The following is a 13294-nucleotide window of genomic DNA, read 5'->3' on the forward strand; positions in this document are numbered from 1 at the left end:
CTGAAAAGAATCAACCACCACTTACTGGCGGAATCATTGCTATGACATCGCCAGTTTGAATGATGTCATCCTCATTTGCATACTCTTCATTTATAGCGACCATTATCTCACTTGAAATTGCTACGTTGTATTTCGTAATAAGGACTTCCTTTAGTTCAGCAACCGTAATATTTTCACAATCTATGTGTAATGCTGACTTACTTACTTCTTCTTGTAAATGTGCAAATAATAGTATTTCAATCATATTCTCATCTCCTTTCCAGGCTCACCATTTGCATACGCTACCTTCTCTAACTGATCACCTATCCATGACTCACCATCTTCCCAAAACTCTTTCTTCCAAATTGGAACAATTTGTTTTATACGCTCCATAATATATTCGTTCGCCTCATAGGCAGCTTTCCGGTGTGGTGTAGAAACAGCGACGACAACAGCAAGATCAGAAATTTGTAATGTACCAATGCGATGTGTAATGGCGACATTTGTCCCAGGCCACTTCTCTCCTACTTCGGTGCCAATTCTCTTAAGCTGTTTCTCCGCCATTGACTTATATGCTACATACTCTAAATATAGCGTACGACGGCCTTTCGTAAATTCTCTAACAGTACCAATGAAAGTTGCAACTGCGCCACATTCACGAAGAATTACTTTGTTTGTAACTTCTTCAATTGAAATAGGTGTATCAATTACTTCATAATACGTATGTGTCATCTTGCACCTCTTATCTTTGTATAAGTTAGCAATCTATTTTTCTCTTATTTGTACGATCGAAGCGGTTCTTCCCACGGCCACTCACTTCCGGCGTTTGATTCTAATAACAGTACCGAAACCGTTATTCCTGCTTCAAATCCTCTCGTTCCTCCTGGTAAAACGATAAATGCATTTGATTCTACAAGTGAAGAAATTGCACTAGATTTATCTAAACCAACTGGTATAGCTTGCAATGTTCCATCTACAATTTCCACTTTCCCTCTTACAAATCGAGTAAATGGATTTGCTTTCGGAAAGTCTTTTTGTAATATTGCCTCTGCACGAAATACGTGCGGATTTTTCTTATACAAGTATGTTCGAATAACTGGCCGAACAAATAATTCACAACCGACATAGCAAGCAGAAGGATTACCAGATAAACCAAATAGTAGTTTTCCTTCTACCTCAGCTACAGTTGTCACACTTCCTGGTCGCATCGCTATTTTGTTAAAAAGTACATTTGCTTGTAATCTCTCATAAATAGCAGGTAAATAGTCATAATCTCCTACCGAAACGCCACCAGTTGTAATTAAAATGTCGACTTCTTTCATCGCTTTTTTTACAGTGTTATAACACGTCTCAAAATCGTCAGCGAACTGTCCATAATACTGTACAACTCCGCCGGCTCGTTCAATTTGAGCAACAATCATATAGGAGTTACTATTTCGAATCTTCCCTAGCTTTAATTGTTCATGTACTTCAAGCAGTTCGCTTCCTGTCGTTACAATTCCAATAACCGGCTGTTTTATAACATTTACAGAACTATAACCAAACGTAGCAAGAAGCGCTGATACTCCAGGATTAATAACAGTCCCTTTTTTCACAAGGATGCTATTTTGTTTTACATCTTCTCCTTTAAAAGAAATGTTATCACCAGCGGCGAAGGAGCGTTTTAATTTCATATACGTCTTTTCTTTTTCTTCAAATCCTTCCGTTAGCTCTAACATAACAACCGCATTACACCCTTTCGGAATTGCGGCTCCTGTCATAATACGGACAGCTTGAAATGCTTTCACTTCTTCTGTAAAAACAAAACCGGCTCCAATTTCACCAATCACTTCAAACAGAATGGGATTACTGCTACTTGCTTCTTTTGTATCTTCTGCTCGAATCGCAAACCCGTCGTATGGAGAGCGATCAAAATGAGGGACATCATAATCTGCAATAACATCTTCTCCAAGAATTCTTCCGTAACTTTCTATAAGAGAAACCTCTTCTATTTCACCTTGATGAGCGTATTTCATTACACGTGCCACTGCTTCTGCCACCGGAATTGGTATACGTTTTTCTAACATTCTTTTTCACCTCGTTTTAATAAGGGGCAACGCTCTTTCTGTTCATCCTATATATTTTGCGTATAATCGTTTTGCTATTTTCACATCATTTGTCCCATGAATAAATGCCCTACCGTCTGTAAATAAAACGAAACGATATTCATCAATTAGAAATGATAGTAAGTATGGCGTTTTTTTGACATGTACACTCTTTTGTAATCGTTTTCGAATTTCGTTTAAATTAAGATTTTTCTTTATTCCTGAACGGATTTGAACTGTATTCCGTCCGCATAACACTTCCGTTTTCATTTGCGTTTCAAATGTTAAACTTGGATACGTTCGTGATTTTCCGCAAGATAGACATGTACTTTTTTTCTGTCTATTTACTTTTAATGAGAGATATTGATTGTTCCAAATATCAAATGATAACATCGTCCCTCTTAACGACTCATAATCATCCACCAATATTTTCATCGCCTCTGTTACTTGGTGAGCAACAACCATTTGTACAGCTGGCTGAATGATTCCGGCTGTATCGCATGTTGCACCGCTCATAGGATGGTCCATTAGGCAGCGAAAACATGGTGTTTTCCCAGGAAGAATGGTATACGTTACACCGTAACTCCCGATGCATCCGCCGTATATCCAAGGTATATTCTCTTTTTGTGAAATGTCATTTATAAGTAAACGCGTATCGAAATTGTCAGTCGCATCTATGATAAGGTCCACATCTTTTGTTAACTCTTCTATTTCTTGCATTGTGACATCTGTTACAACTGGTACAATTTCCACTTCAGAATTAATCTTTCTTACATGTTCTGCCGCTGCAATTGCTTTCGGTTTACAATGCTTTGCATCTTCTTCTGTATATAACTGTTGCCGCTGTAAATTACTCCATTCGACGTAGTCACGATCGGCAATTGTCAATTTCCCAATTCCCATCCTAACGAGCGCTTCCGCATTTGCAGCTCCTAGTGCACCCGCACCGATTAGGAGCACTTGCTTTTCTCTTATTTTGCTTTGTCCCATTTCACCAATTCCAGAAAACAATACTTGCCTTGAATATCGCTCTTGCATAGAGAATCCTCCTTTCGCTATCCGCCAATGTATGACATTTCAACTTTTGGACGTTTATTTGTACTTTCCACCGTTCTTTCATCTGAATATCGATTTGTTCTATATCGCCATGTATGTTGTAAAATTTTTAATAGTGAGGCATCCGAAATATTTTCTCGAAGAAGCGTTCGCAAATCCGTTCCTTTTTCTCCAAATAAGCACGTATAAAACTTGCCGTCTGCCGAAATACGAGCTCTCGTACAAGAAGAACAAAATGACTCAGATACTGAAGTAATAAATCCAACTTCGGCATCGCTCCCTACATATCGATACAATTTCGCAACTTCTCCAAAATAACGAGGTTGAACAGGCTCAATCGGATATACGCGATTAATCTTCTCTATTAATTGTTCCTTCGTAATAACTTGTTCAAAGTTCCATCCGTTCGTACTGCCCACATCCATAAACTCAATAAAACGAAGCTGAATTTCTTGTTCTTTAAAATAACGAGCCATATGTAGGATTTGGCTATCATTCATTCCTTTTTTTACGACCATATTTACCTTTACTTCTAATCCAGCAGCCTTTGCTGCTTCTATTCCTTTCAGTACAGGTTTTGTACTTACATTTCTTCCGTTAATTTTTTGGAAAACGTGATCCTCTATTGCATCTAAACTAATATTTACACGTTTTAATCCCGCGTCTTTTAACGCCTTAGCTTGTTTTGCTAAATGAATACCGTTTGTTGTGAGCCCAATATCCTTTAAGCCTTCTAATTTTGCAAGCCTTGCGATTAACTTCGGTAAGTCTTTACGCAATAACGGTTCGCCGCCAGTAAGCCTAATTTTATTGACTCCCATACTTATAAACAATCTTGCTAATCTTTCTATTTCATCGAACGTTAATAATAACTCTTCTTGTAAAAAAGCGTAATCAGGTCCGAACACCTCAGCGGGCATACAATATGTGCACCTGAAATTACAACGATCAATAACTGAAATACGTAAATCTTGAAGTGGCCGTTCTAAAGAATCTTTCATTTTCTCGTGCATCTATATCCCTTCTTTTCTGCTCAAATCCTTAGTAAGTTTTCGTTTTTTTTATTTGCCTTCATTATAAAAAAGAAGCGACATATTCAATGTGACATTTCTCACATCACTTTCCCCATTCAAAAAATCTTCACAAATCCGTTCGAATTTTGTTCACATCTTCAGTCTCTCCTCCTTACGGTCATTGAAATTTCACTTTATTTTTAAAATAGCTCTTGCATTTTCAGCATATTTACACTCAAAATAGGAAATGTATTGCTTATAAGAAGAAAGGTGATTGCTGTGGCAAACAGTATGACATTATCTCAAGATTTAAAGGAATTACTTGCATCTGTTGAATATAAAATGCAGATTAAAAAGGGGAGTTTTATTTTTCAAGAAGGTATGGAAGCAACAGAACTCTATATCATCCACTCTGGAAAAGTACAAATTAGTAAACTAAGTGCTGACGGGCAAGAATTAACACTCCGTATTTGTTCGGCATACGACATTATTGGAGAATTAACATTATTCACGGACAATGCGAAGTATTTATTAAATTCAAAATGCCTTGAAGATGTTGAAGTAGGAGTAATAAAGCGTGAAACCTTAGAAAAAGCATTACTCCAAAAACCCGCACTTGTATTTGAATTTATGAAATGGATTAGTGAACATTTAAGAAGAATGCAAACGAAGTTCCGAGATTTAGTATTACACGGCAAAAAAGGTGCCTTGTATTCTACTCTCATACGAATGACAAATAGTTATGGTGTGTTAAAGGAAAATGGTATTCTCATCGATTTACCATTAACGAATCAAGAACTTGCTAATTTCTGTGCAACTTCACGTGAAAGTGTAAATCGAATGTTAAATGAATTAAAAAAGCAAGGCACAATTTCTATTCATAAAGGAAAGATTACAATCCACGATTTACAATTTTTAAAATGTGAAATTGCATGTGAAGATTGCTCTACCTCTGTTTGTAGTATTGATTAGCATCTTATTTAGATACTTATACCTATAAGGAAAGCCGAGGTCTCCAATTAGATCTCGGCTTTCCTTATAAACTACTAAACATATAAAACTAAATCATTTTTTCAATTCATTTGGAATACGTCTTCTGTAAATCACATAACTACGGCTTAAGTATTTAATTGGGGCACTAAAAACATGTACCAGTCTAGTAAATGGCCATACTGCGAAAAGCCCCATCCCTGTAAGAATATGAATTTTAAACCATACAGGCACTTCCATCATATATTCGACTTTCGGTTGGAAAATAAAGAGACTTCGGAACCAAGGACCGATCGTTGTACGATAATCAAACCCTTTTGAGTCGATGTTTAAAAAAGTTGAAGAAAGTCCTGCTAGCATTACGATTAGTAATAAAATAAGCGCAATATAATCTCCCTTTGTACTCGTTGCAATGATGCGTTTTACTGTTACACGGCGGTACGTTAATATAATTAAACCGATGATAGAAGCAATACCTGCCGGAAGTCCGAAACTAATTGCTATTATGTGATACATATGCTCCGAAATACCTATTGAACGATATACAGCCTCTGGAATTAAAATCCCCATAACATGACCGCCAATTACGAACATGATCCCAAAGTGGAATAATAGACTTCCAATTCGTAGCATTTTCTTTTCTAATAGTTCACTAGATTTTGATGTCCATCCAAATTGATCATAGTTGTATCTGAAAATATGTCCACCGATAAAGATCGCAAAAATGATATAGGGAAACAATACCCATAGAAATTGATCCATCATTTTGACAACTCTCCTTTCTAATTTGTCTGTACACCCCATGTATCGATAGCGAGTAGAACAGCCGCAAGAATCGGTTCATACATACTACCTGCTTCTTTTAACTGAACGTGTAATGCTTGTATGTTCTCCTTGTATTTACTCATAATTGGTTCACTGTCTTGCTCATTTGCATTTGCAAAAAACTCGAGTAATAACGGTAAATAATCAGGTAGTTCTTTATCTGTTACTTCAAAACCAGATTTTTTATAATGCTGCTTTAACTCTAGTAATTCAATACCTCTTTCTCTTTGTTCGCCGGTGTTCATATAAGTTAAATACATATTTGTCTTTTTACCAAAATCAAATGTATATACGTAACAGTCAATTAATTGATCATCCATTTTATCCAGCGCTTGCTTTATAAATGCTGTAAGTGATGCTTTAACGTCTTCCTGTTCAATCGCTTCAATCTCTTCTTGCAATTCAGTTAAAGCTTCTCTCCACCCGAGTTCTGGATAGGAAAGAAGGAATGAAGAACATGAAAAAGCAGTTTGTAAACTTTGTTTCATATTTTTCCGCCCCCATTATTTAAGAAATTGTCGTGCAAGAGCCTGGGCCACCTGCGAAAGATAAACCACAGCTTCCTTGTTCGTTATATAAATCTGCAACTTGCTCGCGGTGAGATGTCGGGATGACGAAGCGATCTTTATATTTCGCGATAGCAAGAAGACGATACATATCTTCTACATCCTGTTTCGTTAAGCCAAGTTCTTTTAATACCGATTCATTTGGTTCTTTATTAATTTGCAACGCTCTCATATGTGTTCGCATAACAGCCATTTTTTTCAATGTAAGACGAATATGTGATTCATCTCCTGCAGTGAGTAAATTCGCTAAATATTGAATTGGAATACGCATATTATCAATAGCAGGGAAAATCTCTTCTGCTTGCCAGTTACTACCTTTCCCCTCCACCATGTTCATAATTGGGCTAAGCGGCGGGATATACCAAACCATCGGCATTGTACGATACTCTGGATGAAGAGGTAGAGCGATTTTCCAATCAATAATCATTTTATAGATTGGTGACTGTTGTGCCGCTTTAATCCATTCTTCAGGAATCCCTTGTTTTTTCGCTTCAGCTGCTACTTCTGGATCATTTGGATCTAGGAAAACAGTAAGCTGAGATTCATATAAATCTTTTTCATCTTCAACAGACGCCGCTTCTTTTACTTTGTCAGCGTCATATAGCATTACCCCAATATATCGAATACGTCCTACACATGTTTCCGAACAAATCGTTGGCATACCCGCTTCAATACGCGGGAAGCACATTGTGCATTTTTCAGCTTTATTTGTTTGCCAGTTAAAATACACTTTTTTATATGGACAAGAAGATACGCAGAATCTCCAAGCACGACATGCATTTTGATCCACAAGGACAATCCCATCTTCTTCACGTTTATACATCGCACCAGATGGACAAGAAGATACACAAGATGGATTCATACAATGTTCGCATATGCGAGGTAAATACATCATAAAGACATTTTCAAAATCCGTTTTAATTTCTTCTTCCATTTTCTTTACGTTCGGGTCTTGCAATCCTGTTATATGTCCGCCTGCTAAATCATCTTCCCAGTTTGGACCCCATTCAATTTTATCAATAAATTCACCTGTAATTGCTGATTTCGGACGAGCAACTGGCTGATGCTTACGCTGTGGACTATTTGTTAACGTTTCATAATCATAGTTCCAAGGTTCAAAGTAATCATCAATTGTTGGTTGATCTGGATTGTGGAAAATATTCATAAGGCGCTTCATTTTTGAACCGGATTTCAGTTGAATTTCACCATTTTTCAATTCCCAGCCGCCTTTATATTTCTCTTGATCTTCCCATTGCTTCGGATAACCAATACCAGGTTTCGTTTCTACGTTATTGAAATACATATATTCAGCACCTGGACGATTTGTCCAGGTGTTTTTGCACGTTACACTACAAGTATGGCAGCCGATGCATTTATCTAGATTCATTACCATTCCGACTTGTGCTTTAATCTTCAAGCCAATCTACCTCCTTCAGTTTACGAATTACTACGTTTAAGTCACGCTGGTTACCAGTCGGACCATAATAGTTAAATCCATAGCTTAATTGACCATATCCGCCAATCATATGTGTTGGTTTCACATGAATACGGGTTGGACTATTATGCGTTCCCCCGCGGGTGCTTGTTAATTTCGTACCAGGCACGTTAATGTGACGATCTTGCGCATGGTGCATAAATGCCATTCCTCTCGGTATACGGTGCGTTACAACAGCACGCGCTACAACAACACCGTTACGGTTAAAGCACTCGATCCAATCATTATCTGCAACGCCAGCTTCTGCAGCGTCCTCTTTATTCATCCAAACAGTTGGACCACCTCTAAACAGCGTTAACATCGGTAATGAATCGAAGTACATACTATGAATCGACCACTTATTATGCGGTGTTAAATAATTCAATGTAATCTCTTTTCCTTCTACTTCAGGCCGTGATTTACGGAACGGTTTATGTTGCAGAATTGGTTTAAATGTTGCCATCGTTTCACCAAATTCTTTCATCATGTCATGATCTAAATAGAAAGATTGTCGACCAGTTATCGTTCTCCAAGGAATGAGACGTTCCACATTTGTTGTAAACGGTGAGTAACGACGTCCACCTTTTTCTGAACCTGTAAAGGCCGGAGAAGTAATTACTGTTTTCGGCTGCGCTGTAATTTGTTCAAATGTGAAGCATTCTTCTTCACGTTCTTCTGCTAAATCACGTAGTTTTAAATCCGTTTGTTTTTCAAGTGCTTCCCATGCTTTTACAGCCATATGACCGTTTGTTGTAGAAGAAAGTGTTAATACCGCTTCAGCAGCATTAATTGCTTCTTTTATGTCAGGGCAACCTTTCGCAATAGAATCCGTTCGAACGACCCCTAATCGGCTCTTTAATTGCTCATATTCTTTTTCTGCAGACCAAGAAATCCCTTTCGTACCAATCGGCTGTTTTCCGGTATTTGGTCCTAGCGCAGTCATTTTGTCATAAATCGTTTTATAATCCCTTTCGACAACATGAATTTGTGGCATCGTTTTACCTGGAATCGGTTCACACTCACCTTTGCTCCAATCTTTAATCTTGCCAAGTGGTTGCGCTAATTCTTGTGGTGTATCGTGAAGAAGTGGTGTTGCAACAACTTCTTTCATTGGTTCAAGATCGATTTTCTTCGCTAAATCTGACACAGCTTTAGAAAGAGAAGTGAAAATGTCCCAGTCAGAGCGTGCTTCCCACGGTGAACCGATTGCTGGATTAAATGGATGTACAAATGGATGCATATCTGTACTACTTAAATCATGCTTTTCATACCAAGTTGAAGCAGGTAAGACGATATCAGAATAAAGCGCTGTTCCAGCCATACGGAAATCTAAATTAATGAGTAAATCTAACTTCCCTTCTGGTGCTTCTTCATGCCACTTAATTTCTTCTGGTCGTAACGAATCACTATCGTCATTCATTAATCCGTTCGTTGTACCTAATAAATGTTTTAAGAAATATTCGTGTCCTTTACCAGAACTTGAAATTAAGTTTGCACGCCATACGAATAAGTTGCGCGGGAAGTTATTTTTATTATCAGGATCTTCAATCGCAAATTTCAGTTCTTTATCCTTTAATTTTTGTGCAACGTATTTTCCGATTTCTTCTTGCGTTGTTGCACAAGAAGCAACAGCTTCTTTATATAATTCAATCCCATTTTTCTCGAATGTCGGATACGAAGGTAACCAGCCAAGTCGCGCTGCTAATACGTTGTAATCACCGTGATGTTGATAACGAGAGTTGCCTTCCACTGGTGATGCTAAATGTCCAACTGGTGTATCTTCATAGCGCCATTGATCTGTTACGAAATAGAAGAAAGATGTACCGTTTTGTAATTTCGGTGGCCCTTGCCAATCTTTTGCCATCGCGATTGTTTGCCATCCTTCTGCTGGTCGTAATTTTTCTTGACCAACATAATGCGCCCAACCACCGCCGTTTACACCTTGTGCCCCAACGAGAAGAACAAGATTTAAAACGGCGCGATAAATCGTATCAGAGTTAAACCAATGGTTAATACCCGCTCCGACAATAATCATTGAGCGACCATTCGTATCAACAGCATTTTGTGCGAACTCACGAGCGATTTGAATAATAAGCTCACGTTTTACTCCTGTCATTTTCTCTTGCCATGCAGGTGTAAACGGTACGTCATCATTGAAGTCTTTCGGCTCTTGCCCGCCAAGTCCTCGGTTCACACCGTAATTTGCTAACGTTAAGTCGTATACAGTTGTAACGAACACTTCACCTTCTTCTGTCATAACCTTTTTCACTGGAATTGTACGTTCTAATACTTTGTTTCCATCATCAGAGAAGTACGGAATTTGTACAGTTTGAACACTATCCTCCATTCCAAGTAAAGAAAGACGTGGATCAATCTTTTCACCTGTTTCTTCATCTTCTAAACGTAAGTTCCATTTCTTTTCGTTATCCCAACGTGACCCCATTGTGCCGTGAGGTGTTGCAAAATCATTCGTATTCTCGTTCCAAAGTACAGGTTTCCATTCTCCTAACTTCGTTTCGCGTCCAATATCAGAAGCATTTAAGAAACGATCAGCAACGAATTGATCCCCTTTTTGTTTCAATGTGACGAAGAAAGGAAAATCAGTATATTGTTTCGCATACTTTGTGAAGTATTCCACTTGATTATCTACGTAAAATTCTTGTAAGATTACGTGCCCCATTGCCATCGCAAGCGCACCATCTGTACCTTGTTTCACACTAATCCAATCATCCGCAAACTTTGTAGATTCAGCGAAGTCAGGACTGACAGAAACGACTTTCGTTCCTTTATATCGAACCTCTGCTAAAAAGTGTGCATCTGGTGTTCTCGTCATCGGTACATTTGAACCCCATGTCATAATGTAACCAGAGTTATACCAGTCACTACTTTCTGGTACATCTGTTTGATCGCCCCAAATTTGAGGAGAAGCTGGTGGTAAATCTGCATACCAATCATAGAAGCTAAGCATCGGTCCACCCATAAGTTGCATAAAGCGACTACCAGCTGCATGACTTAACATCGACATAGCTGGAATTGGTGAAAAACCAACATTTCGGTCTGGACCGTATTTTATTACTGTGTAAAGTAAAGAAGCTGAAACGAGTTGTAACACTTCATCCCAATTCGCACGAATGAATCCCCCTTTACCACGCGCCTGCTTATACGTACGTGCCTTTTCAGGGTTTTCCACAATGCTTTTCCAAGCGTCTAATGGTGACTCGTTATTTTGTAACTCCTCTTGCCACATACTCCAAAGAACACCACGTACATACGGATATTTCACACGAAGCGGGCTATAAATATACCAAGAAAAACTTGCTCCACGCGGACATCCTCGCGGTTCAAAATCAGGCATATCAGGACCTGTAGTCGGATAGTTAAGCTCCTGCCCTTCCCAAGTTACAATTCCATCTTTCACATAAATATTCCAACTACATGAGCCAGTACAGTTCACGCCGTGTGTAGAACGAATTACTTTATCATGCTGCCAACGCTTTCTGTACACATTTTCCCATTCGCGATCTTCATATGTTTCTTGTGTATGGTTATCGTTATAACGATCTATTGGTGAAAAATATTTTAAACGTTTCATTAGTGCTGAAGGTTTCTTCTTCATACTGTTCACTCCTTTAATACGTCTCTCTTCCATACCCTTACTATAAGAGAGGTTGTAAAATACAGATGTGACATTTCGCACAGTTCAAGAGATTGTCAAAAATTACGGAACAAATATAAAAAAGTGAAAATCTAATCGTTGTGGAGGGGTCACATCCTTCACTGACTGTTAAATTACTTCCTTGCTTCTAGCAAAGTTTAAGATGTAGTACAGATTATAATGAGCGTGCAAAAAATTTCTTATATAATAGCGGAAGTAATTTGGGAATAGTTAAATTTGATTTGCCTAAATCGTAAGATAAGTTTATAAATGAAAATACAATACTTTCAATCCAACATAATAAGGGTAAATATCCTGAAAATAGTTGAACAAAAAACGCCAGGAAACCCATATGATTTGCCAGCAACTTGGATTGAATGAAGAGAAGAATACACCAGAATGGTAGGATATTTAGATAATAATAAAAGGAGTAGATTATGATATTAGAACCGCTTTATGCAGAAAACATTATAGTAGCCGTCATATATAAAAATGAGTTTAGGTGGTATGTAACAGATAAAGAACTATGGTTTTTAGATTATAATAAATTAGATAATGCATATAAAAATTTAGGTATAAGCATTGAAGATAATGATGAAACGGAAGAAAGAAATGGAATAAAAATATTAGATCATGAAAATGTAGAAGGATTTTTAGTAAGGATTAATCAATATAAAACAACTAAAGAAGAATTAAATTATTTACTAGTTGAAAATATTAAAAGGAAGAATGCAGTAGAAGATCTATTAGATTATAGTCCAGTCTTATTAATTAACTTTGATAATAAAATACTATATTCAATGTTTCCAGAACCGGCATCATACGAAAACTATGTACCAAAAGATTGGATAGGTACATATGAAGATTTCACTGAACTCATACCTACATCAGAGAAATATTGGATAAATAAGTTTAATAACAATCTACTTTTACTATAAATGTAAGTAAGACAAGAGTAATGATAGTATAAGAATTTATTACCTTAATAGAGCTTATGAGATTAATAGAGAAGTAAATAGAGTCACTAAAGCCAGAAATAAAGGAGTAAAATAGTCATGAAATATCCATATAGTTTTGAAGTACTTAACAGTAGTGATTTAGTTATGAGATTTCCTCAAGAAATAAAACTTGTTGAAACTTTTTTAGGAATTGAAGTTTCAGCTTTTGGAGATTGGATTTTAGAAGAAATACATAGTGTTTTAAACGGAGAAAAAAATTATGTAGTAGTAAATGGCAACATTTGCGGTTTAGAAATCCGGAACGACACAACTACTGTGTTAGACAATTTAGCCGAAGATGGGAAAGGAGAATATTGTGAGATTGAAACAATGGAATTGGTAGAATTGATTCATATTTGGTTAAATAAACGAAAAGAATATAAAAGAGATAAAAAATAAAGGAGTGTAATAATTTAAATAGATGGCCTCTTCATGTGAAGCCGACTTTATTTTATTCACAAGGCGTATTAATATATGTTCCAAACTTTACGCGTAGGGTTTCCTACGCTATTTATTTTGCTCATTGAGGTCAATCTTTCCTGTCCTTCCCCTCTTCTACTTTTACCGACGATACTATTCTATATCAAAACGTATTTCACATAAAACGAGAAATCATTATTTACCATATTGCCCTAAGTTACCGAAACAATTATA

At 37.2% G+C, this 13294-nt stretch carries 12 protein-coding genes; 3 read left to right on the forward strand and 9 right to left on the reverse strand.

Annotated features, from left to right (window positions below):
* Window positions 1–10: 10 nt before the first annotated feature.
* The 5 genes from moaD to moaA are packed head-to-tail and all read right to left on the reverse strand — an operon-like array spanning window position 11 to window position 4132.
* Window positions 11–244: a molybdopterin converting factor subunit 1 gene (gene moaD / locus QCI46_RS17300; RefSeq protein WP_327959060.1), complete on the reverse strand. Its 234-nt coding sequence runs from the start codon at window positions 242–244 to the stop codon at window positions 11–13.
* The gene (locus QCI46_RS17305) at window positions 241–711 is read right to left on the reverse strand and encodes a molybdenum cofactor biosynthesis protein MoaE (protein ID WP_327959061.1); all 471 of its coding nucleotides are present in this window, start codon (window positions 709–711) and stop codon (window positions 241–243) included. Before QCI46_RS17305 ends, moaD begins: the two co-directional genes overlap by 4 nt.
* Window positions 712–755: 44 nt before the next feature.
* Window positions 756–2045: a molybdopterin molybdotransferase MoeA gene (locus tag QCI46_RS17310; RefSeq protein ID WP_353840980.1), complete on the reverse strand. Its 1290-nt coding sequence runs from the start codon at window positions 2043–2045 to the stop codon at window positions 756–758.
* Window positions 2046–2087: 42 nt separating this feature from the next.
* Entirely contained in the window at window positions 2088–3101 is a 1014-nt protein-coding gene (locus tag QCI46_RS17315; RefSeq protein WP_353840981.1) for a molybdopterin-synthase adenylyltransferase MoeB, read from the reverse strand.
* 17 nt (window positions 3102–3118) lie between these two features.
* Window positions 3119–4132 carry a GTP 3',8-cyclase MoaA gene (gene moaA / locus QCI46_RS17320; protein WP_353840982.1) on the reverse strand — a complete coding sequence of 338 codons (1014 nt, stop codon included), beginning with the start codon at window positions 4130–4132 and terminating at the stop codon, window positions 3119–3121.
* Between the two features lie 279 nt (window positions 4133–4411).
* On the opposite strand from moaA, the gene QCI46_RS17325 reads away from it, so the two are divergent.
* Entirely contained in the window at window positions 4412–5104 is a 693-nt protein-coding gene (locus QCI46_RS17325; protein ID WP_000013864.1) for a Crp/Fnr family transcriptional regulator, read from the forward strand.
* A 93-nt stretch (window positions 5105–5197) separates the two neighbouring features.
* On the opposite strand, the gene narI is transcribed toward QCI46_RS17325, so the two are convergent.
* From narI to QCI46_RS17345, 4 genes are read right to left on the reverse strand one after another with little or no spacing between them, the layout of a single operon-like run.
* Complete coding sequence (gene narI, locus QCI46_RS17330; protein WP_098096357.1) at window positions 5198–5887, reverse strand: respiratory nitrate reductase subunit gamma; 690 nt, start codon at window positions 5885–5887, stop codon at window positions 5198–5200.
* A 17-nt stretch (window positions 5888–5904) separates the two neighbouring features.
* Complete coding sequence (gene narJ / locus QCI46_RS17335; RefSeq protein ID WP_000814221.1) at window positions 5905–6435, reverse strand: nitrate reductase molybdenum cofactor assembly chaperone; 531 nt, start codon at window positions 6433–6435, stop codon at window positions 5905–5907.
* A gap of 19 nt (window positions 6436–6454) precedes the next feature.
* Complete coding sequence (narH, locus tag QCI46_RS17340) at window positions 6455–7930, reverse strand: nitrate reductase subunit beta (protein ID WP_048561721.1); 1476 nt, start codon at window positions 7928–7930, stop codon at window positions 6455–6457.
* A complete protein-coding gene (locus QCI46_RS17345; RefSeq protein ID WP_353840983.1) occupies window positions 7920–11603 on the reverse strand; it encodes a nitrate reductase subunit alpha in 3684 nt (1227 codons plus the stop codon). The genes narH and QCI46_RS17345 overlap by 11 nt, the downstream gene beginning before the upstream one ends.
* Window positions 11604–12079: 476 nt before the next feature.
* Here QCI46_RS17345 and QCI46_RS17350 point away from each other — a divergent pair, with 476 nt between their 5' ends.
* Together QCI46_RS17350 and QCI46_RS17355 are read left to right on the forward strand one after the other, a co-directional pair.
* Window positions 12080–12580, forward strand: coding sequence for a hypothetical protein (locus QCI46_RS17350; protein WP_353840984.1), 501 nt, complete (start codon window positions 12080–12082; stop codon window positions 12578–12580).
* A gap of 117 nt (window positions 12581–12697) precedes the next feature.
* Window positions 12698–13039: a hypothetical protein gene (locus QCI46_RS17355; protein WP_353840985.1), complete on the forward strand. Its 342-nt coding sequence runs from the start codon at window positions 12698–12700 to the stop codon at window positions 13037–13039.
* Window positions 13040–13294: the final 255 nt, after the last annotated feature.

It is taken from the genome of Bacillus cereus group sp. RP32, assembly GCF_040459735.1.
Lineage (GTDB): Bacteria > Bacillota > Bacilli > Bacillales > Bacillaceae_G > Bacillus_A > Bacillus_A wiedmannii.

What these genes read in the sequence shown, in the direction of transcription:
- QCI46_RS17310 (WP_353840980.1), bottom strand. Translation starts at nt 2,045, where the DNA reads ATGTTAGAAAAACGTATACCAATTCCGGTGGCAGAAGCAGTGGCACGT.
- QCI46_RS17315 (WP_353840981.1), bottom strand. Translation starts at nt 3,101, where the DNA reads ATGCAAGAGCGATATTCAAGGCAAGTATTGTTTTCTGGAATTGGTGAA.
- QCI46_RS17355 (WP_353840985.1), top strand. Translation starts at nt 12,698, where the DNA reads ATGAAATATCCATATAGTTTTGAAGTACTTAACAGTAGTGATTTAGTT.
- narI (WP_098096357.1), bottom strand. Translation starts at nt 5,887, where the DNA reads ATGATGGATCAATTTCTATGGGTATTGTTTCCCTATATCATTTTTGCG.
- moaA (WP_353840982.1), bottom strand. Translation starts at nt 4,132, where the DNA reads ATGCACGAGAAAATGAAAGATTCTTTAGAACGGCCACTTCAAGATTTA.
- moaD (WP_327959060.1), bottom strand. Translation starts at nt 244, where the DNA reads ATGATTGAAATACTATTATTTGCACATTTACAAGAAGAAGTAAGTAAG.
- narJ (WP_000814221.1), bottom strand. Translation starts at nt 6,435, where the DNA reads ATGAAACAAAGTTTACAAACTGCTTTTTCATGTTCTTCATTCCTTCTT.
- QCI46_RS17345 (WP_353840983.1), bottom strand. Translation starts at nt 11,603, where the DNA reads ATGAAGAAGAAACCTTCAGCACTAATGAAACGTTTAAAATATTTTTCA.
- QCI46_RS17350 (WP_353840984.1), top strand. Translation starts at nt 12,080, where the DNA reads ATGATATTAGAACCGCTTTATGCAGAAAACATTATAGTAGCCGTCATA.
- QCI46_RS17305 (WP_327959061.1), bottom strand. Translation starts at nt 711, where the DNA reads ATGACACATACGTATTATGAAGTAATTGATACACCTATTTCAATTGAA.